Below are 24,220 nucleotides of genomic sequence, written 5' to 3' on the forward strand. Positions count from 1 at the left end.
GTGTTGAGTTTTCCCGGGTGGTTACCGATGGAAGAGGAGAAGCCCGCGACATCCGCGGGCCGGCGGCCAATAATCACCGTCGGCGCCCTTTTCCCGGGGGGTGTCGGCAGTAACGTTGCGATCCGGGAGCGGGTAGAAAACCGGGCGGGAGGAAGAGATGGCGGAGCGCAGAGCGGAAATAAACCTTGAGGTAAGCACCGGGTTTTTCAGAATTTCCACCGATGACCTGGTCTATAACATCACCGTGCTGCCGGGGCCGGCCGGTGAATCGGCCTCTGCCCCCGGCGGCGGGCAAGTCGCGGCACCGGTCCCCTCTTGTCCACCGCCTCCTCCTCCCGAATTTGTTGGCCCGGGCGATGATTATTACAAGCAGATCTCCACCGATGTTTACAACGAGATCGGTAATCTGGCCAAAAGCCTCAGTTCCACCCTGCAGGATCTGCCGGCGGAGGATCGCAAGATCCAACGGGCCGATCTGGACGAGGCCGGCGAAAAAATCGAAGACGCCAAAAACCAGCTGCGCGACATCGTCTCCATGACCGAGCAGGCCACCATGGAGATCATGGATCATGTGGAAAAGGTGCAGCACCAGACCGACGATGTGCGTGATCTGCTGGCCCAACTGAAGGATCACAAGGCATTTTTGCAACAGCAGATAAATGCCGCTGAAAATGGCGGCGGCGGGGAAGAGGCCGCCGGGGTACTGGCAGAAAAACTTGATCTGCTGGAAGAAAAGCTGGCCAAGGCGGAAGAGTTGCTGGCCGGGCTGGGCTCGGCGGAGGGTGAATCTGCGGCAGCCGCGGCGGCCGAGGCTGCTGAAGAGCCGGCTGCTCCCGAACCGGCTGAATCCGTATCGGCCGGCGAGCCTCGCCGGCGCTTTTTATTCGAGCTGGATACGGTTTTTCAAACCATTTATGAATTGTGCACCAACGAACAGGTGAAGGGGCATATCTCCATCGCCCGGGAAAAGGCGGCGGAGATTTTTGATTACGACGCCTTCGTGGAGGCCATCAGCGGTCGGGTTGCCGAATTGGAGCCCGATGACGACAATTTTTATACCGTTCCTCTTTCCGATGTGCTGAAATCCCTGGCCACTGCCTGCCTGGAAAAAAAGATCCAGAATCTTCTGGTCAAAATGGAGGCCAATCAGGGCGAAATTTTTCTCGACAGCGCCCTGCCTTTAGAGGTGCCGGCAATAGAGGAAGTCGGAGGAGGGGACGGCGCGGCTGAACCGGCCCCTGCCGCCGATGCCGCCGCCGCTGAAGCACCGCCGGAGGCGGGCAGCGGCAAAACCATCGGGGCGGAGGTGGCCCCGGTGCGGGAGGTGCTGGCGGAGGCCACGGCCATGATCGGTGATCTGCGGCAAGGGCTTCATGACTTGAGTGTCGGCAACGCCGCCGGCGGTATGAGCAAAGAAGACCAGTTGGATATTTTTCATAAAATCGAAAACGCCTTCAGCGTTGTCAGCAGTATCTACGAAGATGTGGCCAGGATCACCGAAGCCTTAAGTTTCCAGGATCTTTCCGGCCAGCAGATTCTGAAGATCATCAAGCTGCTTTCAGACTTCCAGGTGCAACTGCTGGCCATCGTGGTTTCGTTTGGCTCGCAGCTTAAAATCAAGGAGCGCAACGCCGACATCACCCCGGAAGAAAGCAAGCGCCTGGCCCAGGACGATGTCGATCGTTATCTTAAGACCATGACCGGCGAGCATGAAACGGAAGGTCCCCTGGATCAGGATACGGTCAACAAAATGCTTGAAGAGTTCGGTTTTTAGAGCCTGCGGTACCAGATATTCATACTTTCAATCCGCCCGCAGATCTGGGTGTTGTTGATCAGGGTGCCGGCATGGCGGTAGCCGGCCTTGGCGAAGGTGAGATTCACCCCCGCAGAGACGGCCCGGGCGATGGTATAGGCCACCCTGATGCCCCGGGTGCTCATTTCCTGCTCCAGCTTGCTCAGTAAGCGGCCGGCCAGTTGGCGGCGGCGATGTTCCGGGGCGGTGGCAAAATCGGTCATCTCGGCGTGGGCCGCCTGCGGGGAGAATTCCGCCGAGGCCAGAGCGGCCAGTTCTTCCCCCTGCCAGGCCCCGGCATAAACCACCTGTTGGTTCATGGTTTGCCGCAGAAAGGCGGGATCATGGACAGGGAACGGGTAGGAGCTGAAGACCCGGCGGAACAGTTCGGCCATGGCGGGGGTGTCCGCCCGGGTACACAGCCGGGTTTGGTAGCTCCCGTTTTCTCCGGCAACACCGGGCTGGGTCGGGGCTTCTGCGGCCCGGCGGCAAAGCTCCAGGACCGCCTGGATATCGGCATCTTCGCTGGTTTTGCGACGCTCCTTTTCAAGATATTTTCCCAGAAAGAGACCGTTTTCCTCTCCCCCGTAAAAACCCGGCACCTCAGCCTCCACCCGGTAGCCGGCGGCGACGCATTGTCGGCGCCAGCGGGCCGGTACTTTGGCAAAGATTTTGCCATAGCGGTTTTCTCTTGCCAGTTCATCCAACGTCGTCAACAGGTCGGGCATATCCTGGTCGGCCACGGCCATCAGGTAAACCCGGTCGCTGGCCCGGCCGTGCTGCACCAGGGAGCGACCCAGGGTCATGGTTTGGTCGGCTGTCGTCACCGCCGGCCGGTCGGCGGTGACGTTGAGGTTATTCATCATCGTCCCGGCGCTCCATCCGTTCGTTGTTTTCCGGCACCAGGGTAATGGCTTCCTCATAGTCGGCCAGCAGGCCGGAAATACCGATGGTGTTTTCCTGTTCTTCGGTGTTCTCCAGCGGCAGGTCCAGGTGGCAGTCATTACAGTTGCGATCACAGAAGATGGGCTGGTAGGAATCGGGTTCTTTGTAGGTGGTGATTACCCCTTCAAAGTTGCGCAGGACCACCTTGTTGGTGGACCAGGAGATCAGGTAATTGGGCATCACCGGAATCTTGCCGCCGCCGCCGGGAGCGTCGATGACGTAGGTGGGAACGGCAAAGCCGCTGGTGTGACCGATCAGGCTCTCGATGATCTCGATTCCTTTGCCCACCGGGGTCCGGAAACTGGCCAGACCCTCGGAAAGGTCGCACTGGTAGAGGTAATAGGGCCGCACCCGGTTGGCCACCAGTTTGTGAACCAGGCGCTTGATCACCCGCGGGCAGTCGTTGACCCCGGCCAGCAGTACCGACTGGTTGCCCAGCGGGATGCCGGCATCGGCCAGCATGGCCAGGGCCCGGCGGGAGCGGGAGGTGATTTCCCGGGGATGATTGAAGTGGGTGTTGACCCACAACGGGTGGTGTTTTTTGAGGATCTCCACCAGCCTGGGGGTGATCCGCTGGGGCAGCACCACCGGGGTTCTGGTGCCGATACGGATTACCTCCACATGCTCAATGGCCCGCAGTTCGGTGAGCAGCCAGTCGATCAAGTCATCCCCCAGCAGGAAAGGGTCGCCGCCGGAAAGCAGCACGTCACGAATGGCCGGGGTTTGCCGAATGTAATCAAGGCCGGCGGCAAGTGTTTTCTTGCCCGGCACCGAGTCCACGTCGCCTACCTTCCGTTTCCGGGTGCAGTGCCGACAGTACATGGCGCACAGGTTGGAAACGTGAAACAGCACCCGGTCCGGGTAGCGGTGGGTGATGCCCGTTACCGGGCTGTCCTGGTCCTCGGCCAGGGGGTCGCTGTGTTCGCTGGCGCCGATCTTCAGTTCGCTCAAGCTGGGGACCGACTGGCGAAAAACCGGGTCTTCCTCGTAGTTCTCCCGGTCGATCAGGGAGAAGTAGTGGGGGGTGATGGCCATGGGGAAGCGGGCGATGGTCTCTTCCAGCTCGCGGCGTTTTTCCGGCGAAAAGGTGGTGTTGAGCAACCGCTCCACGGTATCAATACTTTTGATGGTGTGGCGCAGGTGCCAGTGCCAGTCCTCCCATTGCTCCGGGGTGGAAGTCATCCCGGCGCGGGCATTTTTAGCGTTTGCTTGCTGATGGTCGCTATTGGGTGGTGCGTACATGGTTGTACCCTCCTTTTTGCAGGCGTTTTACTGGCATGCGGCGGAACCTGCCGTGGTAACGGTAACCGATGGTGAAAAAAGATAGGCTGCTAGAAGGTGCTGCCCGGCTTACTCCGTAGGACCCGTGACCAGTTACATGTCTGGCCAAGGTCATGGCAGGGAAAAGCAGGCAGGCACGACAGTGCCGACGGGTGCCGCCGCGCCTGGTTGCAGGTGCGCGGTTGGTGGTATAGGGACAAATTTTCAGCTAAGGGTAACCGATCTTGCCTGATAATGCAAATTTGGGCGGCTGGTTTGTGGTTTAACTGTTTGTTGTCTCGTTATTGTTGTGTTTAAAAAAGTCACCGGGGTGGTACTTGCTTGAGGGGAGCCGACAGTAAGGCGTACCCGGTAATTTGTTGCAATTTTCCTGGTTTCGGGCTACCTCTAGGGCGCCCCCGATAGCCAAGTGTTAGATACCTTGCCGCAGTGTCACATCTCAGTGTCACATCTCATTGTTTGCCCGTACGCGATGATGGAAGTCATGGCCGGGGAAATCATGGCCGGCGGCAGGCAACTGCGGTCGACCAATAAAATTATAAAGTTAAACGTTCAGCCGATGATGGATTGAAAGAACGGTTACCTGGATGGATGTTACCAATTATGCCGACTATGATGGAAAAACTGTTTGCCAAGGCCGACCTGGCCGACATTGCCGTCAAGGTGGCAAGCGGAGAGCGGCTGAGCCGGGAAGATGGTTTAAGGCTCTATCGCTGCCCCGATCTGCTGCTGCTGGGGTATCTGGCCAATATCGTGCGGGAGCGGAAAAACGCTGATAAGGCCTTTTTTATTTACAACCAGCACCTGAATTACTCCAATATCTGCACCAATCTTTGCAAGTTCTGCGCTTTCGGCAAGGAACGGGAGTCTGACCAGGCTTACGAGATGAGCATTCCCCAGATCCGGGAGAAAATCCGCGCCCGGCTGGCCGAACCCATCAGTGAGATCCATGTGGTGGGCGGCATTCATCCCGATCTGCCTTATTCCTACTACCTGGAAATGCTGCGGGCCATCAAGGAAGAGCGGCCGGGGGTTCATATCCAGGCCTTTACCGGGGTGGAGATCGCGCATCTGGCCGAACTTTCCGGCCAGAGCGTCAAAGAGTGCCTGCAGGAGCTGCAGGCCGCCGGGCTGGATTCCATCCCCGGCGGTGGGGCCGAGGTTTTCAGCCCCCGGATTCGCCAGCTTACCTGCGAGAAAAAACTCTCCGGCGAGGGCTGGCTGGAGGTGGCTCGCACTGCCCACGGGTTGGGGCTGCGCAGCAACGCCACCATGCTTTACGGGCACATTGAAACCCTGGAAGAGCGGGTGGATCACCTGCTGATGCTGCGGCAGACCCAGGATGAAACCGGTGGTTTTCTCACCTTCATCCCCCTGGCTTTTCACCCCCGCAACACCGAGCTGTCCACCACCAATCCGGGGTTGTCCCGTACCTCCGGGGTGGAGGATCTGCGTAACATCGCGGTGGCCCGGTTGTTGCTCGACAACTTTGATCATATCAAGGCCTACTGGGTGATGATTGGTCCCAAGCTGGCCCAGGTGGCTTTGTCCTTTGGGGCCGATGACCTGGACGGTACCATCAAGGAAGAGCTGATCACCAAAATGGCCGGCGGCGAGGCTGAGCAGGCCATGGCCGACAGCGAATTGATCCGGCTGATCAAGGAAGCCGGCCGGCTTCCGGTGGAGCGGGATACCTTGTATGAAAAGCTTACTCCCCGCGCCTAGCGGTAACTGGTAGCAATAATTATATTTTTTCGATTTATCTCCATGGCAAAACAAACGGCAGACAGACTAGAGAGCGCTCCGGTGAGCGAGCAGTTGGCGGAGAAAATTCTGGCCGGTGAGCGGATAGATGCGGCCGAGGCCCAGGCACTGCTGGCCTCGGCCGATCTGCTGCAGTTGGGGCTGCTGGCCGACGCGGTGCGCCGCCGGCTGCACCCGGAGAAGGCGGTTACTTACATCATCGATCGCAATATCAACTACACCGATATCTGTATCTCCGCTTGCAAGTTCTGCGCCTTTTTCAAGGCCCCCGAAGATCCCGCCGGCGAGATCCTGAACCGGGAAGAACTGGGCCGCAAAATTGAAGAGACCAAACAACTGGGCGGCAACCAGATCCTGCTCCAGGGAGGATTGCACCCGGATCAGCCTTTGGAGTTTTACGAGGATATGCTGAGCTTCATCAAGAGCTACGGCATCCATGTCCATGGTTTTTCTCCCCCCGAGATTCACCATTTTGCCGCCCTGGCCGGGATCGGCACCCGGGAGGTGCTGGTGCGGTTGCAGGCCGCCGGCCTGGACTCCATGCCCGGCGGCGGAGCTGAAATCCTGGCCGACCGGGTACGGCGCGAGATCGCTCCTCGCAAATGCAATGCCGATCAATGGATTGCCGTCATGGAGCAGGCCCACGAACTGGGAATGCGCACCACGGCGACCATGATGTTCGGTCATATTGAAACCATGGCCGAAAGAGTTGAGCATTTGCAGCGGATCCGTGATCTGCAGGATCGCACCGGCGGTTTTACCGCTTTCATTCCCTGGCCTTTCCAGCCGGACCACACCGCCCTGGTCGGGATTGGCAAGACCACCGCCTTCGAATACCTGAAAATGCTGGCGGTCAGCCGGATTTTTCTTGATAATGTCGACAATATTCAGGCCTCCTGGGTTACCCAGGGTCCGAAGATCGCCCAGGTTTCACTGTCGTTCGGGGCCAATGATTTCGGCAGCACCATGATCGAGGAAAACGTGGTGGCCGCCGCCGGGGTGAGTTTTCGCCTGTCGGAAGAGGAAATCCGCCGCCTGGTGGTGGGGGCGGGCTTTACCCCCCGCCGCCGGCGGATGGATTACACCCTTTGTTGATGAACTGCGGGTAACATGGCTGAAACCATACGTTTGTACCGGGCGCCGCTGATTTTGCCGGTGGCCGCGCCGCCCTTATGCGACGGTGCGGTGCTGACGGCAGACGGCCGGGTGCGGGCGGTGGGGCCGTACCCCGAGGTGCGCCGGCTGGCAGAGACACTCCCGGTGGCGACCGAGGTGGATTATGAAGGGCATGTGTTAATCCCGGCCCTGGTCAACGCCCACTGCCACCTGGAGCTCTCCGGCCTGGCCTTTCTGAGCCGGCAGTGGCAGCCGGCGCCGGGGGACATCACCGGCTGGATCCGGCGCCTGCTGGCGGCCAGAGAGGAGCGCCCGGCCGATCCCGATGCGGCCCTGCTGGCCCTGGCCCGGCTTTTTGCCGGGGGCTGCCGGACGGTGCTGGATATCGGCAATGAACCGGGCAGTGCGGCCATCGGTCGCCAATTCAAGGTCGAGGTCTTTTTTTATCTGGAACTGCTGGGGTTTTCCGGGGCCGCCCAGGAAGCGGCCCTGGTCCGTTTGGCCGAGCAGCCCGCCGAATTATGCTGTACCGGCCACGCCCCTTATTCCACCGGGCCGGAACTTTTTCGGGCCTTGAAAAAAAGGGCCGCCGCCGCCTCTTGCCGCTTGCCCGTGCATGTGGCCGAATCCGTCGCCGAAGAGGAGTTTCTGGCCCACGGCGGCGGGCCGTTGCGCGATTTTTTGCAGGAGCGGGGGCTGGATCTGGCCGCCTACCGGCCGCCGGGGTGCAGCGCCGTGGCCTGGCTGGACCGGTTGGGGCTGCTGGATGAGCAAACCATCTGTGTCCATGGGGTGCAGGTAAGCCGCGAGGATATCGCCCGGCTGGCCGCCCGCCGGGCCGGGGTCTGTTTGTGCCCGGGGTCCAACCGCTACCTGGGCGTGGGCCGGGCCCCGTTGCCGGCCTACCTGGAGGCGGGGATTATGCCGGCCCTGGGCACCGACAGCCAGGCCAGCAACCACGGCTTTTCCCTGTGGCACGAGATGAAGGTGCTGCGGGAAGATCATCCTGAAGTGGAGCCGGCCACGGTACTGGCCATGGCAACCATGGCCGGCGCCCGCTTGCTGGGCCGGGAAAGTGAAACCGGGGTGATCGCGCCCGGGGTGGCATCGGCACTGCCGGCGGTGGTTTGCCCGGATGCGGCGAGCGGGCCGGAGAAGGTGCTGGAGTATTTAACCACAGCAGGCGAGGATATCCGCCTGGAATGGATTGAATAGCTGCCATGGTCGGTTACGCAAAGCAAATAGAGGCCCGGGTGGGGATGGTGAGCTTTCTCAACACCGCGCCCATTTATGAAACCTGGCGGCGGACCGTCAAGGAACCCACTTGGTTACTGCGAGAGGCGCCGCCGACGGTACTCAACCACCTGCTTTACCGGGGTGAGTTGGACCTGGCCATGGTTTCCTCCCAGGAATATGCCCTGCACCCGGAGAGTTACCGGGTTCTGGCCGATCTGTCCATTGCCGCCACCGGCGCGGTGGGCAGTGTTTTCCTTTTTGCCCGCCGCCCCCTGGAAGAACTGGATCGGGCCCTGGTGCTGCTCAGCTCCCGTTCCCAGACTTCGGTGAGCCTGGTGAAAATTATCCTGGAGGATTTTTACCGGCTGCAACCCCGTTATGAAATAGCGGATGTGGTGAGCGACGAGGAAGGGGCAGGGGAGGCGGTGCTCTCCATCGGTGATGAGGCTCTGTTTCTGGCCGCTTCCGGTAATTACCCCCACCGTTATGATCTGGCCGACATCTGGTACGGTCAGACCGGCCTGCCTTTTGTTTTCGCCCTCTGGGCGGTGCGGGAAGAGTTTTACCGGGACCGGCCGGAGGTGGTGCGGGCCATTCATGGTGAGTTAAAGCGTTGCCTGCGGGAGGGGCTTAACGATCTGCCGGCGATTTGCCGCCGGGCCGCCCCTCGTATTCCCATGACGGAAGAAGAATGCCACCGCTACCTGGCCGGCATGCAATATGATTTCAGTCCGGCTCAGCAGGCCGGCCTGAGCCTTTTTTTTCAACTGCTTATCGAGCGGGGCGAGGTGCCGGCAACGGCCCTGCCTTTAAAAATTATTTATTATGAATAATCAGAATCCCGACGACAAAAAGCGTTTTGTAAAGAGCAAATTTGCCGCCATCAGCCGGCGTTACGATCTGCTCAACTCGGTGCTCAGTTTCCAGATCGACCGTTACTGGCGCTGGGTGGTGGCCCGCGAGTTGCGGGAGTTTCCCGCCGGTTCGGTGCTGGATCTCTGTGCCGGCACCCTGCCGCTGTCGCTGGAGTTGGCACGGCAGGCGCCGGAACGAACGGTGATGGCGGTGGATTTCTGCGAAGAAATGCTGGCCGTCGGCCGGGCGGACCGGCGGGGTGATCGCCGCCTGCCTCGTATTTTGCCGGTTTGCGGCGACGGGGAACAGATTCCCTTGCAGGATTCCAGTGTCTGGGGGGTTACGGTGGCCTTCGGGGTGCGTAATCTGGCCCGGACCGACCAGGGCCTGCGGGAGATGCAGCGGGTGCTGAAACCCGGCGGCAAGCTGCTGATTCTCGAGTTCTCCCGGCCCCGCAACCGGTTGTTCAAACCATTCTATAACTTTTATCTCAACCATATTCTGCCCCGGGTGGCCGGGCTGGTTTCCGGTGATCGGGATGCCTACCAGTACCTGGCCTCCTCCATCGCCGCTTTCTACGAACCCGAGGAACTGGCCGGGATGATGCAGGCGGCGGGCTTTGCCCGGGTGAGTCATCGCCCCCTGACCTTCGGTATCGTCACCGTCTATATCGGGGTCAAGTAATGAAGAGGATTATTCTGGCCATCACCGGAGCCAGCGGCTCTCTCTATGCCCTGGAGTTTCTGAGCCTGCTGGCCGAACTGGAGGTGGAGGTGCATCTGGTGCTGTCCGAGGCCGGGGAACAGGTGCTGCAACTGGAAACCGGGCAGACGGCGGAGCAGCTTGCCCCGTTGGCCGTCCGCCGTTATGATATCAAGGACTTCACCGCTCCCTTTGCCAGCGGCAGTGCCGTGTTTTCCGGGATGGCGGTGTTGCCCTGCAGTATGGGCACCCTGGCGGCGGTGGCCGGCGGTTTGAGTCACAACCTGATTCACCGGGCCGCCGATGTTACCCTTAAAGAGCGGCGGCCATTGGTGCTGGCGGTGCGGGAAACCCCCTTGAACCGGACCCATATGCACAACATGCTCAAGGTCCACGATGCCGGCGCGATCATCTGCCCGGCCATGCCGGGCTTTTACCATGGGCCGCAGAATCTTGCCCAGCTGGCCCGGGCCTTTGCCGGCCGGGTGGCGGAACAGCTTGGCCTGGTGGTGCCCGACCTGCCCCGCTGGCAGGGCTGATGTAAACGTTCAGCCGCACCGCATCTTCGGGCGATCAGCCAGGCTTACGTACAGGGTGTACGCTGCGCCTGGCTGCTTACCCGAACCTGCGGCAGGGCTGAACGTTTACAGCCTGTTTTATATCGGCATTTGTTGGCCCCGGCGCAAAAACAAATAGCTTTGACGTTGCCTTGGGTTACGGCTTATGACCGTTGTTAAAAGGACAAAAATGAAGGCAGTCTGGGATAAAATCAGGATCATGCTGGAGATGATCAAGTTCGAGCACAGTGTGTTCGCGCTGCCTTTTGCCCTGATGGGGGCCCTGCTGGCGGCCCGCGGTCTGCCCGAGCCAACGGTCCTGTTTTGGTTGATTTTCGCCATGGTGACCGCCCGCACCGCCGCCATGGGGTTTAACCGTATTGTCGATCGCCGTTTCGATGCCGCCAACCCCCGCACCGCCGATCGGGCCATCCCCGCCGGGGCGGTTAAGCTCTGGGAGGCCTGGCTGCTGGTGCTGCTGGCCGCCGCCCTGTTCTTTTTTGCCTGTTACATGCTCAACCCCCTGGCCCTGCTGATTTCTCCCCTGGCCCTGGGGCTGGCCTTTATCTATTCGTTGACCAAGCGTTTCACCTGGTTTTGTCACGTGGTTTTAGGGCTGGCCCTGGCCTTGTCGCCGCTGGGCGGCTGGGTGGCGGTGGCCGGTAGCCTGGAGTCTTACCCCTGGCTGCTTTCCCTGGGGGTGGCGCTGTGGGTGGCCGGTTTTGACACCGTCTACGCCTGTCTTGATGCCAAATTCGATCGAGAGGCGGGGCTCTACTCCCTGCCGGCCTGTTTTGGTTCCCGCCGGGCCTTCCGCCTGGCGGGCCTGGCACATATTCTGGCCTTTGTCTGCTTTGTCGCCACCGGCCTGCTCATGAACCTGCATATTATTTTCGGCCTGGGGCTGGCGGTGGCGGCCGCGGCTTTGATTTATCAGCACCGGGCCGTAAGCCCCGGGGATTTATCGAAAATTAAACTTTCCTTCTTCACCGCCAACGGCCTGATCAGTCTGGTAATGTTTGCGGCCACCTGGCTGGCCCTGGTCGTAGGCGGGTAGCATCATGGTTAAGGGGTATCCGATTTTACTTGCCGTGCACCCGGTTTCCTTCGACGGCACCAACCTGATGGGTGATGAGTGGGAGGCACTGCTGGCGGATCTGCGTCGTGGCTTGGCCACCGGCGGCCTGGAGGCCCGGGATTCGCTCTCGGAATTGATGCTGTTCAACTTTGACCATCCCCTCACCGCCCTGGCCACCATCTTTGAGCAGTTGGACAAACTGCGTAAAAAATATCCCGCCACCGCCAAAAAGACCAAGTTGCCCCTGCAGTTCGTGCTGCATCTGGAAACCAAGAACGAAAGCCCACCGCCGTTCCGCTACTCCGGCTCCACCGTATGGGAGGAGTTGGCCCATCACACCTTCCATCTTTCACCCACCCTGGCCGGCCAATGGGAAAAAATGATGGAGGGGCGGCTTGAGGTGCCGCGGCACGAACTGCGCCCCCAAGGACGTTTTTCCCAGCTTGTTTTTACCCAACCCGGCGCCTTGCGCCGCAAGCGGATTTTTCCTTACCGTTCGGTGCTGGCTGAAGCCGGTTCCGGCCGGCCCTGTTTTTATTGCAACCTGCGGACCCATCCCCCTTCCCAGTGCCCGGCCAAGCAACTCAGCATGGCCAATATGTCTCTGCATGATATCGGCTACCAACCTTTGCCGGAGTTGCTCCGTAATTTCCAGACGGCTTTCAGCAACCGCAAACAGATGGAAGCCCTGCTGGGACCGGGAGTAGAGCCGGAGCAGATCAGAAAAAATCCTCCCCTGCAGGCCTTTATCTCCTTTTTTGATCTGCTGGCGGTTTACCAGCCGCGTTATCTGCAGCGGGTGGTTTTTTCGGTGCATTCGGTCTGGACCGGCCTCAATCTTAAAGTGCGCACCAAACAGGACAGCCGTAACCTGGAAATCGGCCTGGATTGCCTCCGGGTGGGGCAGTACGATCGAGCCAGGGATATGCTGCTGGTGGAAAATCAATCCATGGGCGGCAAGCAGTACGGGGCCAACGTGGGCTTGGCCTTTGTGGCCCTGGAACGGGGCCGGTTTGACGAGGCCGGCCATTTCCTGGAAATCGCCTCCAGTGTGGCCGGGGTGGAAAAGGAAAAGATCCATATCGCCCTGCTGCTGGCCCGCTACTACGACCTGGCCGGCAATCCCTGGAAGGCGGAACAGGCCTTGCAGGGGATGGCCAACCTTTACGCCGACTGTTATGAAATCGTTCACCGGCGTATTCATACGGCGGTGCAGAGTGGGCAGGGCGCTCAGATCCTCGGGGCGATCGGCAACCTTATTGAGTCCAGCCGCTTATATTTCATGAATGTGCTGATGGACCCGGTGTTGCTGCCCATTGAAGGCTTGTTGGAAGATGTGCTCAATAACCACTTGCACACCATCCGAAGCCGGGCGGAAGAGGCCCTCACCGGGGCGGTGGCCGAGTATGAAAAGCTCAAGAAGTGGGTGGACGGCAGCGACGAGGATTTTGACCGTAATCTGGCCACCCTGGCGACCCTGCAGCAGCAACGGGATAAGGGCTCTTATTACGACCTGCTGGATGTTGCCGAAAAGGCCGGCACGTTACGCCGGGCGGCCCCGCGATTGCAGGAGAGCAAGCTGGATACCCTGAACGAAGAGATCGATGCCGCCGTGCTGGAATGGGACCAGTTCCAGCAGTACTGGCAGGAATATGCCTATAAATCGCTGTGGCGGCGGGTGGAGCAGCAAATGCAGGAGACCCGCAAGATGCTGGTGGAGGCTCGCGGGTTGGCCGCCGGCAGCCTGCACAAAGGGCGGAGCAAGCTACAGACGGCCCGCCGCGAACTTGAAAATATGCCGGGACTGATTAAACGAATGAACCGCCTGCGGCTGCTGCTGGACAGCCTGCGGATCTTCGCCGGCCGGCTGGTGGTGGCGGAAGTGGCGGTGACGGTGTTGCTGCTGCTGGCTTACCCGTTGCTCACCATCGGTCTGGCCAACCAGATCGGGCCCGATCTGGTGGCCATGCTCAAAGATTCCGCCACCCAGACGAGGCTGATCCTGCTGGCCAACGGGCTGGTGGCGCCGGTCATCGCCTTTACCCAGACGGTGCGTCGGGTGGCCCCCTGAAGCAGATCAGCGGTAACCGTTCACCAGGGGTACTAACTTACCGGTCTAACGGGCCGTAATCGTTCAGCGAATTACAAAACCGGCGTAGCCTACCACCTGGGCGGTATCGCCGCTGGCCTCGCCGGAATCGCTGTAGCGAACCAGTTCGGCCTCCGTGGCTCCCAGTTGCAACGCCGCCATCAGGGTGATGACCGTGGGAATGACACCGCACATGCTGATCTGCTGTTCGGCCACGGTGCGGTACAGTCCTTCCGGGTCCAGGGCCAGCACCCGCTCGATGGCCAGGTGATCCTTGGCGGTGGCGGCGGACCGGCTTTCGTAATGGCTCATGTCGGTGCTGGCCGCCAGCAGTACCGGTCGGGAAAAATCCTCTATGGCGGCAGCCAGGGCCTGGCCGACCAGCCGGCAATCGGCCGGCGAGAGCCGGGCCAGGCAGAGGGGCACAATGCGCAGCCCGGGCTGGCAAAACTGGAGAAAGGGCAACAGCACCTCCAGGGAGTGTTCCGCCCGGTGGGCCTGCTCGTCGTCCACAATCTCCGGGCCGTGGCGGCGGATAAGCCCCGCCAGTTCAGCATTGATCTGCACTTCCCCCATGGGCATCGCCCAGCTTCCCGAGCTCATCAGCGCCGCCGGGGCGCCCAGCCCGTGGTGGTTTGGCCCCAGCACAATAACATCTTCCGGAACTTCCACTTGGGCCACCGTCTCCCCGGCCACCCGGCCGGAAAAAACATAACCGGCATGGGGCATCACCACCGCCCTGGCGGGCTGACCCGGCTGATCGGCCGCTCGCCGGCCGATCAGCCGGGTCAGCAGTTCCCGCAGCACCTCAGCTTCGCCGGGATAAAATTGATGCGCCACCGCTGGCGTTCTAATCATCCTGCTCCTCCTGTCTCGAAAAGTTCGGCTTGATCCTGGTGTAAAAAAAATTCTATACTCAAAATATCGGCTTAGTAAAAAATGTTGTCAAGGGTTATCGGGGAGGCAACGATGGCTAAAATTGCATACAAAGAGGAGGATTTGCCATGACGACACCGAATGCAGCGGACAATCTTCAGGCCGGCGCACCGGCCCAGGGGGGCCGGAAGAACAATTTTCTGGCCGCCACCGCCCTGACCCTTGGTATTACCGGGCTGGTGGCCCTTATTTTTATCCGGCCGCTGGCCTTTGTGCCGGCCATTGCCGCGGTGGTGCTGGGCCTGGTGGCCTTAAAAGAGCCCCAACGCCGCTGGATGGCGGTGGCCGGTATTGTGCTGGGGATACTGGTGTTGCTGGGGATGGTCGGGGTCTGGAAGATTCTGCTTTAAGAAGATTACCGGATGTCTTCTTCGGAACATCTCTTTTTGCTGGGCGGCGCGATTCTGCTGCTGTTTTTTGCCGCCAGTTACCTCAGCCAGCGCCTGAAGCTGCCGGCTCTTCTTACGCACATCTTTTTGGGGGTGGCGCTGGCAGGGCTGCTCAGTAGCTCGGAACTGGAAATCATCGACCAGCTTGCCCGGTTGGGGATTGTTCTGCTCTTTTTTCTGCTGGGGCTGCATTTTCCCCTTAACCGCCTGTTTAATATCTCGCGCCGGATCTGGAAGGTCGGGGTACTGGATATTGTCCTCAATTTCGGCGGCAGCTTTTTGTTGGCCTACTGGTTTGGTTTCGATCTGCTGGCGGCCCTGATCATTGGCGGGGTGGCCTATGCCACCAGTTCCTCGATTACCGTGAAGTTAATGGAGGAAAGCAACCGCCTCAAAACCCCTGAAGGTGAATTTAAGCTGGCGCTGCTGATTTTTGAAGACCTGGCGGCGCCGGTCATGGTTTCCTTCCTGGTCGGCCTCAGCACCCACGGGGTGATTTCCGCCGAGGCCATCGGCCTGATTTTTTTCAAAGTAGTGGCGGTTACCGGCCTTTCTTTGCTGATTGCCTACCACGGTTTTCGCCGCCTGGACGTCTTTGTGGAGCGTTACCTGAGCCGGGACTTCATGCCTCTGTTGGCGGTGGCGCTGGCCTTGATGTTTGCCGGGATTGCCGAGGCCATGGAGCTTTCCAAGCTGCTGGGCGCCTTTCTGGCCGGGGTGATGCTCTCCGAGACCGGCATGTCCCGGGAGCTGGGCAGGATCATCGAGCCGATTAAGGATCTTAGCCTGCCTTTTTTCTTTTTCTGGTTCGGCACCACCATAACCATCGGTGCCGGACTGGTTTCCCCGCTGGCCCTGGTGGTCCTTATTGTCTGGGCGGTGGCGGCCAAACTGCTGGTCGGTTTCTGGGGCGGCCGGTGGTACGGCCTGTCGTTTAAAGGGGCCATCCGGGCGGCGCTGTCCCTGGTCCCCCGGGGGGAGTTTTCCGTGGTTATCGCGGCCCTGGCCGAGCCGGTGCTGCGCGTCTTTTTAGGGGTTTATGTGGTGGCCACCGCCATTATCGGGGTCTTTTTGTTCCGCTGGGCGCCGGAGTATGCCGACCGTCTGGAGCGTTTGTTCAAAAACAAAAAATAACCTGCGGGGAGTTTTTTTCGGATGCATATTATCATTATTGGGGCCGGGGATGTGGGTCGGGAGCTGGCCCGGAGGCTCTCCGCCAAGCAGCAGGAGATCGTGGTGGTGGACCGGGACCCGCAAAAGGTGAAACAGCTCAGCCAGGAGCTTGATCTGCCGGTGATCACCGGTAACGGGGCAAACCTGGAGGTGCTGCATAAAGCCAATATCTCCAAAGCCCGTATGCTTATTGCGGTTACCGAGTCCGACGAGATTAATATCATCGCCTGCATGCTGGCCAAAACCATGGGGATGAAATATACCGTGGCGCGGATACGGAACCCGGAGAGCGCCGGTGACATCGATATCGATACCAGGGGGCTGATTCAGGCGCAAGTGGGGATTGATGTGATCATCAGCCCGGAAAAAGCGGTGGCGCAGGAAATTGCCAAGGCGATCCACTGGCCGGAAGCCTCGGAGGTGGAGTATTACGCCGATGGCAGGGTGATGCTGATGGCGGTTTATCTTGCGGCGCTGGCGGAGAGTGAGCAGCAGCCCCTGCAGGATTTTGCCCTGCCCGCCGGCTGCTCGGTGGTGGGCCTGATGAAGACCGACGGGAAATTCATCCTGCCCGAGGCAGATACCATGCTAAGCGGCGGCGACAAGGTCTATCTGGCAGGTCGGGTCGCTGCGGTGGGCAAGGCGGGAAGAATGTTGCACGGATCGAAAACCAGCATTAAGCGGGTCATTATCCTTGGTGGTGGGCTGATCGGCTACACCCTGGCCTCCATCCTGGAAGGGGAAAAAGAGCATTCCTATACCGTTAAGATCATCGAAAAAGACGAAAAAAGGGTTGATGAGCTGAACCGCAAGCTGGGAAAGAGCATTGTTTTGCAGGGAGACGGCAGCGATATCTCTTATTTTAACGAGGAGGAGATTGCCGAGGCCGACGTGCTGGTGGCCGCCACCGGAGATGATCGGACCAACATGGTGGCCTCGGTGATGGGGCTGAAACGGGGGGTGGCAAAGGTGATCTCCGAGGTGACCAGGATCGGTTACGGCCCCATTTACGAGGCGATCGGCATCACCGACACCATTAATCCGCATCTGATCACGGCTTCGCGCATCCTTAAATTTTCCCGCGGGGAGGATGTCCTGGTCCTGGACCTGTTAAAGGATGAAGTGGCTGAAAGCATGGAACTGGTGCTGCCGGCCGGAGCCGAGGTGCTGGGCAAAAACATTACCCAGGCCGGGTTTCCCAAAGGGTTACGGGTGGCCGCCATCGTTCGCGACGACGAGGTCATCATCCCGGACGACGACATCACGCTCACCGCCGGCGACCACCTGATCATCTTTGCCGTGCCCAAGGTCTGCTCCCGCCTGGGCAGCTACTTCGTGTGCGAGTAATCGTGAACGCTTTTTCTTACAACTCGACCCCGGGGGCGCTCCAGTCGTGGAAACGTTCCGGTTCCGGGACTTCGGTGGAAACCTGTAGTTGATGCTCTTCCCCGTTTTGCCAGTACCTGATGCTCACCTTCTGCCCTTCCGGGGTGGTGCGCACCAGTTCCAGAAATTCCATGGGGGTGGTGGGGGTGCCTTCGTTGACCTGCAGGATCAGGGCGCCGGGCCGCAAGCCGGCTTGCCGGGCCGGGCCGGTCACGTTGCTGACCAGCACCCCATCCATTTCGGGTAATGCCAGGGCCTTGCGCAAATCCCCGGTGAGCCGGTTGACGGTGATGCCCACCGCGGTGACCACTTCATCCTCAAGGCCCTGGTATTCAATGGCCTGGGCGGCCTTCAGCACCTCGGGGGAGATAAAGATTCCGGCCCCGGCCCGGACGGCCAGGGCCAGGGCGTCGCTGGGGCGGCTGTCGACCCGCACCGGCTCATCGCGCCCCGGCACGGTCAACTCCAGCATGCCGTAAAAGGTCCGGCCCCGCAAATCATCCACGTAGACCCGCTGCAATTCGGCTTGCAGGGCGCCGATGACGTTGATCAGCAGATCGTGGGTCATGGGGCGGGGCATCCTGGTGGAGCGCAGGGCATGGCTGATGGCCATGGCCTGTTCCGGGCCGATGAAGATCGGTACCACCTTGTTAGCGTTTGGTTCGCGGAGCAGCACCACCGGCGAACCGTTGCTGGCGATGGCCACGGTGGCGATCTCCACCTCCACCAGCTGCTCCGGCTCAACGGCCAGTTCACGCTGGGCCAGGGCCGGCCCGGCGGCGGCCAGAATCAGGCCCAGGCCCACCAAAAGCCCGCCAAGCTTGCTTAACTGAAGTTGCACCGGTTTGCTCAAAGACATAAATCCTCCGCCTGACTATTTTTGCAAAACTTTTTTCCTGCCATTACCGATTATGGGCGATGGCTGAAAATTGTCAAGGGAAGTCTCTGCCGGTTTACCGCCACTCGTTTTTGGCCTGCTGATAGTAACCGTTCACCAGGGGTACTAAACTGTCGGTCTAACGGGCCGTAAGCGAACAGCCGTGCCGCAGGTTCGGGCAAGCAGCCAGGCGCAGCGTCCCCCCTGTACGTAAGCCTGGCTGATCGCCCGAAGATGCGGTGCGGCTGTTCGCTTACAGCTGGTAGAAACGGCGCAGGAAGTAGAGGCTGACATGGACCAGGCCGATGAGCACCGGCACTTCCACCAGCGGGCCGATGACCGTGGCAAAGGCGATGGGCGAACCGATGCCGAACACCGCGATGGCCACCGCAATGGCCAACTCGAAATTGTTACCCGAAGCGGTAAAGGCCAGCGAGGCACTGCGGGGGTAATCGGCTCCCAGCCGATGGGCCATGAAAAAGCTGAACAAAAACATCAGGGCGAAGTAGGCCGCCAGCGGTATGGCGATCCAGATCACATCCAGCGGGCGCAGCAAGATTTGCTCCCCCTGGGTGCTGAACATCACCACAATGGTGAAGAGCAACGCCCCCAGGGTGATGGGCGAGATCCAGGGAATGAAGACCTGGTCGTACCACTGCTCCCCCATGGCCCGGGCCAGCAGCACTCGGCTTAAAACCCCGGCGGTGAAGGGGATGCCAAGGTAAATCATGACACTGACGAAGATATCGCCGATACTCACCGCCACCACCACCCCTTCCAGGCCGAACAACGGCGGCAGCACGGTGACGAAGATCCAGGCATAGAAACTGAAAGTAACAATCTGGAAAATGCTGTTCAAAGCCACCAGGCCGGCGGCGTACTCACTGCTGCCCCGGGCCAGTTGGTTCCAGACCAGCACCATGGCAATGCAGCGGGCGATCCCCACCAGGATCAACCCCACCATATATGAACCCCAGCGAGGATCGGGGCCGAGCACGGCCGGGGCGAGAAAGCCGAAGAAACCCACCGCCAGCACGAACATCAGCAAAGGACCGGCCAGCCAGTTTAAAAACAACGACAGGCTCACCACCCGCAAGTCGGCAAACACCCTGGGCATCAGGTGATACTTGACCTTGGCCAGGGGAGGGTACATCATCAGGATCAAGCCGACGGCGATCAGCAGGTTGGTATGCTCGCCCACGGTCAGGGATTGATTGAAGCGGCTTACCCCCTCGGGAAAGAGAAAGCCAAGCCCCACCCCCAGAGCCATGGCGCTGAAGATCCAGAGCGTGAGGTAGCGGTCGAGCAATGAGAGCTTACCGCCCATGCTCGGCTTTAAAGTGGAGGGACATTGAGACATTGCTGATTCCTTAACTGTTTGCTTGCTTTGAAAAGTGCTGGACGGGCTTAAATGGTGCTCAGCAGACGGCGTAACGGTTCGTCGCCCTTGAGTTCCGTCGCCAGCCATGGCGAGGCGGCCACCGGACCTGAGCAGAGCTGTAGTACCTCTTTGATAAAGCCAAGCTCCATCACCCCCCGAGCGGCCAATTGCGGATCGCGAGTGCCGGAAAGGGAAAAACATTGATTGATTGCCCAGCCCCAGGGCTCGATCCCGGCTCGGCGCAGATCTTCCTGCAGGCTGGCGGCCTCGTGCACCGGGGTCGCCTCGGGCAGGGTGACCAGCAGTAGCTTGGTGTATTGCGGGTCGCGCAGGCGGGGCAGCAGTTCCTTTACCGCTTCGCTGGCCCCGGTGTTGTTTTTGGCCACCTCCCGGTGGTAGGATTCGGTGGCGTCCAGCAGTAGCAGGGTGTGGCCGGTGGGGGCGGTGTCCAGCACCAGGAATTGCTCGCGGGCACTGGCCACCTCCCGGGCGAAGGCCTGAAAGACAGCGATCTCTTCGATGCAGGGAGAGCGCAGTTCCTCTCGCAGCAACTCCAGATCCTCGGGCGACAACTCCGCTTCCCGGTCCGCCAGTACCTGGGCGGTGTAGGCACGGGTTTCAGCCTTGGGGTCGATCCGGCTTACCGTCAGGTTGGTGGGTGCTTCCGGCAGCATTGCAGCCACATGGGCCGCCGGGTCGGTGGTGGAAAGACACACCCGGTGTCCCCGGCGGGCAAGCTCCACGGCGATGGCGGCGGCGGTGGCGGTTTTGCCCACTCCGCCCTTGCCCATGGTCATGATCAGGCCTTTGCCGGGGGCGGCCAGTTGCGCCATGATTTCGGGCCAGGGCGTGAGGCGCGAAATGATTGGTTGCAGATCGGTGGCCAATTCCCTGATTTCGCCCTGCTGAGCCTGGTCCGGGGTCTCTGCCAGGGCCCGGTCGATGGCCCCCATGCCCACCAGGCCATGGGGTCGAAATGCCATGCTGCTGCGGGGCAGTCGGGCCAGGATGGGAGGAAGGTTGGCCAGGGCTTGCTCGGCTTTGGCCTCTAAAGCCTTGGCCACCGGGTCGTCGGAGGCAGCCTGAAAAAGGCCGTTGATAAAAAGATGCTGATTTTTCATGCCTTGGCCGGCCAGTTCGGTGGCGGCCCGGGCCGCTTCTTCCAGGGCAAAGAGCTCCGGCCGGCTGACCAGCACCAGCAGGGTCAAGGCGGGGTCGGTGAGAGAGGCCACCGCCCCTTCATAGATCAGGCGCTGCTTTTTGAGGCCGGCCAGCGGACCAAGGCAGGAGGAGCCGCTTTTGTTTTCCAGCACAAAGTCGTTCCAGGCCGCCGGCAGGCTCAGCAATCGCAGGGTATGACCGGTGGGGGCGGTGTCCAGGACAACATGGTGATAATCGGCCACGGTCGTTGGCTGGCCGATTACCTGGGAAAATTCGTTGAAGGCGGCAATTTCCACCGTGCAGGCGCCGGAAAGTTGCTCTTCGATTTTTTGCACCGCCTCGTCCGGCAATACTCCGCGATATGGGGCCACCATCCGTTCCCGGTAGGCGGCGGCCGCCTCTTCCGGGTCGATGTTCATGGCCAGCAGGCCGGGGCAGCCCACCACCGGCGTGGGGGCTCCGGAAAGCTCGGTCTCCAGCACCTCATCCAGGTTGGAGGCCGGATCGGTGCTGATCAGCAACACCTTTTTGCCGCGGCGGGCCAGGGCGGTGGCGACCATACAGGAGATGCTGGTCTTGCCCACACCGCCCTTGCCGGTAAAAAAGAGATAGCGAGGGGCCTGATCGATCAGCAGCATTGCTCACCTCCGTTGCTTTTATCCCCTGCCAGGGGCAGGGAAGCGAGAGTGGGGGCGGTTTCCGGGCTGGCCGGTGGGGCGTCGTGGGCCGGGTCATAGCTGACTTGCGCCATTTCGGCCAGTTGTTGGCGGGTTGGGTAACCGGCGGTGCTTTTCAGCACCCCGTTCACCAGAATCAGGGGCAAACAGGAGGTGGAGTCGGTGGCCAGTTTATCCCGCACCAACTGGTTTTCGGCGAAGGCCGCCGGTTCCTGGGACAGGTTATAACGGCGGACCTCAACTCCTTTTTGCCGCAGCCACTGCAGATCGGCGGCAAAACGGACCAAGGCGGGGTCCACGGAGGGGCCGCAGATCCCGGTGGAACAACACATGGCCGGATCAAAAATTTCCATTTTCTTAGGCATATCGTTCACCTTGTTGCTTTCGGGTTAACCGTTCACCAGGGGCGCTAACCTACTGCCGCTGGGCCAGTTCGCGGGGCAGCTTTTTAATAAAACTGCCAATCTCATCCCGTACCCGGCGGTAGTGAACCAGGGCCTCCTCCTCGTCGGCGGCCCCGGCCGCCAGGGCGGGTGGGTCATCAAAACCATGGTGAATGACCGGGCCGGGGAAATAGGGGCAGGTCTCGTTGGCGTGGCCGCAAAGGGTAATGACATGGTCGAAACGCTGTTGCGGCAATTCATCCACGGTTTTCGAGTAGTGGTTGCCGATATCTACCCCGGCTTCGGCCATTACCTTGACGGCCAGCGGGTTGACGCCGTGTTTGGCAATGCCGGCGGAAAAAAAGTCAAACCGCTCCCCCAGCAGGTGCCGCCCCCAGCCCTCGGCCATTTGACTGCGGCAGGAGTTGCCGGTGCAGAGAAATAAAATGGAAGGTTTCATCGGCAGCGCTCCTGATTGGTTTTGTTTTGCAGGTAAAGAGCCAGGTTGACCTCGTCCTGCTGCACTTCAGCCCGGTTTTTCGCTTCTCCGGCCAGGGCGCTGAGTATTTCCCGCCTCAGCGGCTCGGGGTTTGGCGCCAGCCGGTAATGCATCCAGGCACCCCGTCGTGACCCCGTTACCCAGCCGCTGTGCTTCAAGTAGGCCAGGTGCCGGGAGATGGTTGACTGGGGTAACCCGAGTGCCCCGATTAGCTCACAGACGCACAACTCGCCATGGCGATGCAGCAAGAGCAGCAGGCGCAGGCGAACCTCTTCGGACAGCCCCTTGAGAATATCGGCAATATCTTTCATGACTAAATCGTATATCCGCATAGGCGGATACTGTCAAGGGGGTTTTTCATGCTCCCCGTTGCTCAAGTGCAATTGAGCAACGGGCTTGCTTGACTATCTTGCCATGGAGCAAGTGGCGATGGGATTTTGTAAGCGCAGCCGATTAGGTGATCGGTAAAAAAAGAGGCAGCAGGGGAGGTTGGCCAAAGCCATCTTTGGCCAACCGACATTGAAGAGTCAGGGATGGTTTGCGCCAAGGACTGTTAAGGGCAATCTCCGATGCGACGCCCTTCAATTTCCATCTTGATCTTCATCGGCCCCATGGGGGTTTCCATGCTGCTGTAAAGGATGGCCAGGGAACGGTCGCCCATGAACTGCATCTCGGCCTGCATGGACATGGTGGTACCCGTTTCATCGATACAACTCATGGTGTACTCAGCCCCGCCGGCGTGCATGTTCAAATTCTCAAGGGTGCAGCCCTCTGGCACTTCCACCACCTTGTAAGCCTCTTGCAGATCGGCCTGGGTGATGCATTCCTGGTTCTTATGGACCTGAGGCGGCATCTGCGGCCCGCCTTCAATGGTCATGGTGTGGGTATATTCCCACAGTCCGGGGTTGATGTTGGGGGTTTCGGCAAGGGCGGCAAGGGGCAGCAGGAGCAGCGCGCCTGCGAGCAGCAGGGGTGAGAGGGCGACTTTGAGAATCATGGTTTTCTCCGTTAGTATGAAGGTTTGCTTTTTTGAACTGAGATCAACGGCGACGGTATTCTGCAGTTGCTGTCTCAGGTTTTAAGTTGCATCTTTTGGTGTGGTCGCACCCGCCGCTAGAGACTGTTTATCCGCCGGGCTTTCTGGCCGACAGGCGCGACGGCTTAGTGGATGATCTCTACCACCTTGCCATCTTCGAAGCGGACCAGTTTGGTGCCGAAGCGGTGCTCCCAGTAGCGCCACTGGTCCATCTCCAGGTTCGGGGTTTCATGGCCCGGCGGATAGCCGCGGGTGGCGATCACTTCGTCGCGGGTCATGCCCGGTTTAACCTCGCCCCGCCGGATAAACTGCAGCATCTCGGGGTTAAAGCGGTCAAGGTCCACCGGCTGACGGCCAAAGGTACGTTCCTGCAGTTCCTGGTTGTTAACCTGAGTATGATTGGGCACGTTGACCAGTTGGATCCGCTGGTCGCTTAAGGCCGGGACGGTAAACTCGATGGCCCGTCTGGTCACCCGGTTGATCTTCACCTCGCTGTTGACGGGAATAAAGGTGCCCCGCTTGTAATTGGTGCCCATCACCCGGACCCCCTGATCGGCCCACATGCCCACCTGGGTGTAGTAAACCTCATCATCGGCCCAAGCCGCCGGGGCGGCCAGCAGCAGGGCCAGCAGGAAAACCGCGCCGGCCAAAAGCAGCCGTCGGGGTTGGTTGAGGCAGTAACTTGCCCTGGCGGCAAACAGTGCTCTACGGTTTTTTGACGTGTTAGTCATGTTGTCCTCCTTGTCCTTGTTTTGCTGGCTTATATTATTTGCTATAGCTGTTTTTGCTCCCGTTTGTCAACCGCGAAGGCCTGACCGGTAAAAGGGTTGCCGCAGCCGGTGGAAAGCAAAAGCAGCTTGCAATCGTTTGCGGCATGCTCTATTGCAAGGACAGAATCATGCAGGAG

23 protein-coding genes are annotated in these 24,220 nt (G+C 60.1%); 12 read left to right on the forward strand and 11 right to left on the reverse strand.

What is annotated here, in order from left to right; all coding sequences use genetic code 11:
• Positions 1-157: 157 nt before the first annotated feature.
• Positions 158-1,774, forward strand: a complete 1,617-nt coding sequence (locus tag DAAHT2_RS02880; RefSeq protein ID WP_013162800.1) for a protein phosphatase CheZ — start codon at positions 158-160, stop codon at positions 1,772-1,774.
• On the opposite strand, the gene ablB is transcribed toward DAAHT2_RS02880, so the two are convergent.
• Positions 1,771-2,658, reverse strand: a complete 888-nt coding sequence (gene ablB / locus DAAHT2_RS02885; RefSeq protein WP_013162801.1) for a putative beta-lysine N-acetyltransferase — start codon at positions 2,656-2,658, stop codon at positions 1,771-1,773. The two genes, DAAHT2_RS02880 and ablB, sit on opposite strands and share 4 nt — an antisense overlap.
• Positions 2,648-3,979 carry a lysine 2,3-aminomutase gene (kamA, locus tag DAAHT2_RS02890; RefSeq protein WP_013162802.1) on the reverse strand — a complete coding sequence of 444 codons (1,332 nt, stop codon included), beginning with the start codon at positions 3,977-3,979 and terminating at the stop codon, positions 2,648-2,650. The genes ablB and kamA overlap by 11 nt, the downstream gene beginning before the upstream one ends.
• A gap of 642 nt (positions 3,980-4,621) precedes the next feature.
• On the opposite strand from kamA, the gene mqnE reads away from it, so the two are divergent.
• The 8 genes from mqnE to DAAHT2_RS02930 all read left to right on the forward strand — a co-directional run bounded on the left by mqnE (position 4,622) and on the right by DAAHT2_RS02930 (position 13,397).
• Positions 4,622-5,743, forward strand: coding sequence for an aminofutalosine synthase MqnE (gene mqnE / locus DAAHT2_RS02895; RefSeq protein WP_013162803.1), 1,122 nt, complete (start codon positions 4,622-4,624; stop codon positions 5,741-5,743).
• A 42-nt stretch (positions 5,744-5,785) separates the two neighbouring features.
• The gene (gene mqnC, locus DAAHT2_RS02900) at positions 5,786-6,877 is read left to right on the forward strand and encodes a cyclic dehypoxanthinyl futalosine synthase (protein WP_013162804.1); all 1,092 of its coding nucleotides are present in this window, start codon (positions 5,786-5,788) and stop codon (positions 6,875-6,877) included.
• 15 nt (positions 6,878-6,892) lie between these two features.
• Positions 6,893-8,113, forward strand: coding sequence for an amidohydrolase family protein (locus DAAHT2_RS02905; protein ID WP_013162805.1), 1,221 nt, complete (start codon positions 6,893-6,895; stop codon positions 8,111-8,113).
• A gap of 5 nt (positions 8,114-8,118) precedes the next feature.
• Positions 8,119-8,967, forward strand: coding sequence for a menaquinone biosynthetic enzyme MqnA/MqnD family protein (locus DAAHT2_RS02910; RefSeq protein ID WP_013162806.1), 849 nt, complete (start codon positions 8,119-8,121; stop codon positions 8,965-8,967).
• On the forward strand, positions 8,960-9,673 hold the full coding sequence (locus DAAHT2_RS02915) for a class I SAM-dependent methyltransferase (protein WP_013162807.1): 714 nt from the start codon (positions 8,960-8,962) through the stop codon (positions 9,671-9,673). The genes DAAHT2_RS02910 and DAAHT2_RS02915 overlap by 8 nt, the downstream gene beginning before the upstream one ends.
• Positions 9,673-10,230, forward strand: coding sequence for a UbiX family flavin prenyltransferase (locus tag DAAHT2_RS02920; RefSeq protein WP_013162808.1), 558 nt, complete (start codon positions 9,673-9,675; stop codon positions 10,228-10,230). The genes DAAHT2_RS02915 and DAAHT2_RS02920 overlap by 1 nt, the downstream gene beginning before the upstream one ends.
• Before the next feature lie 208 nt (positions 10,231-10,438).
• A complete protein-coding gene (locus DAAHT2_RS02925) occupies positions 10,439-11,305 on the forward strand; it encodes a UbiA-like polyprenyltransferase (protein WP_013162809.1) in 867 nt (288 codons plus the stop codon).
• Between the two features lie 4 nt (positions 11,306-11,309).
• The gene (locus tag DAAHT2_RS02930) at positions 11,310-13,397 is read left to right on the forward strand and encodes a tetratricopeptide repeat protein (protein WP_013162810.1); all 2,088 of its coding nucleotides are present in this window, start codon (positions 11,310-11,312) and stop codon (positions 13,395-13,397) included.
• A 63-nt stretch (positions 13,398-13,460) separates the two neighbouring features.
• On the opposite strand, the gene amrB is transcribed toward DAAHT2_RS02930, so the two are convergent.
• A complete protein-coding gene (amrB, locus tag DAAHT2_RS02935) occupies positions 13,461-14,273 on the reverse strand; it encodes an AmmeMemoRadiSam system protein B (protein ID WP_013162811.1) in 813 nt (270 codons plus the stop codon).
• A 146-nt stretch (positions 14,274-14,419) separates the two neighbouring features.
• On the opposite strand from amrB, the gene DAAHT2_RS02940 reads away from it, so the two are divergent.
• The 3 genes from DAAHT2_RS02940 to trkA are packed head-to-tail and all read left to right on the forward strand — an operon-like array spanning position 14,420 to position 17,260.
• Positions 14,420-14,701, forward strand: coding sequence for a DUF4190 domain-containing protein (locus DAAHT2_RS02940; protein ID WP_013162812.1), 282 nt, complete (start codon positions 14,420-14,422; stop codon positions 14,699-14,701).
• A 12-nt stretch (positions 14,702-14,713) separates the two neighbouring features.
• Positions 14,714-15,874, forward strand: coding sequence for a cation:proton antiporter (locus DAAHT2_RS02945; protein WP_041718785.1), 1,161 nt, complete (start codon positions 14,714-14,716; stop codon positions 15,872-15,874).
• Positions 15,875-15,895: 21 nt separating this feature from the next.
• The gene (trkA, locus tag DAAHT2_RS02950; protein WP_013162814.1) at positions 15,896-17,260 is read left to right on the forward strand and encodes a Trk system potassium transporter TrkA; all 1,365 of its coding nucleotides are present in this window, start codon (positions 15,896-15,898) and stop codon (positions 17,258-17,260) included.
• Positions 17,261-17,276: 16 nt separating this feature from the next.
• Here trkA and DAAHT2_RS02955 read toward each other — a convergent pair whose 3' ends face one another.
• From DAAHT2_RS02955 to DAAHT2_RS02990, 8 genes are all read right to left on the reverse strand, one after another.
• Positions 17,277-18,158 carry a bifunctional nuclease domain-containing protein gene (locus DAAHT2_RS02955; protein ID WP_013162815.1) on the reverse strand — a complete coding sequence of 294 codons (882 nt, stop codon included), beginning with the start codon at positions 18,156-18,158 and terminating at the stop codon, positions 17,277-17,279.
• A 271-nt stretch (positions 18,159-18,429) separates the two neighbouring features.
• A complete protein-coding gene (gene arsB, locus DAAHT2_RS02960; RefSeq protein WP_013162816.1) occupies positions 18,430-19,536 on the reverse strand; it encodes an ACR3 family arsenite efflux transporter in 1,107 nt (368 codons plus the stop codon).
• 47 nt (positions 19,537-19,583) lie between these two features.
• Positions 19,584-21,356, reverse strand: a complete 1,773-nt coding sequence (gene arsA, locus DAAHT2_RS02965) for an arsenical pump-driving ATPase (RefSeq protein ID WP_013162817.1) — start codon at positions 21,354-21,356, stop codon at positions 19,584-19,586.
• Entirely contained in the window at positions 21,347-21,760 is a 414-nt protein-coding gene (arsD, locus tag DAAHT2_RS02970) for an arsenite efflux transporter metallochaperone ArsD (RefSeq protein ID WP_013162818.1), read from the reverse strand. Before arsD ends, arsA begins: the two co-directional genes overlap by 10 nt.
• A gap of 49 nt (positions 21,761-21,809) precedes the next feature.
• On the reverse strand, positions 21,810-22,238 hold the full coding sequence (locus DAAHT2_RS02975) for an arsenate reductase ArsC (protein WP_013162819.1): 429 nt from the start codon (positions 22,236-22,238) through the stop codon (positions 21,810-21,812).
• A complete protein-coding gene (locus DAAHT2_RS02980) occupies positions 22,235-22,588 on the reverse strand; it encodes an ArsR/SmtB family transcription factor (RefSeq protein WP_041718787.1) in 354 nt (117 codons plus the stop codon). The genes DAAHT2_RS02975 and DAAHT2_RS02980 overlap by 4 nt, the downstream gene beginning before the upstream one ends.
• Positions 22,589-22,830: 242 nt before the next feature.
• A complete protein-coding gene (locus DAAHT2_RS02985; RefSeq protein WP_013162821.1) occupies positions 22,831-23,274 on the reverse strand; it encodes a DUF3617 domain-containing protein in 444 nt (147 codons plus the stop codon).
• A 164-nt stretch (positions 23,275-23,438) separates the two neighbouring features.
• Positions 23,439-24,044, reverse strand: a complete 606-nt coding sequence (locus DAAHT2_RS02990; RefSeq protein WP_013162822.1) for a hypothetical protein — start codon at positions 24,042-24,044, stop codon at positions 23,439-23,441.
• Positions 24,045-24,220 lie beyond the last annotated feature (176 nt).

Origin of the sequence: Desulfurivibrio alkaliphilus AHT 2, assembly GCF_000092205.1 — a bacterium.
Taxonomy (GTDB): Bacteria; Desulfobacterota; Desulfobulbia; order Desulfobulbales; family Desulfurivibrionaceae; genus Desulfurivibrio; species Desulfurivibrio alkaliphilus.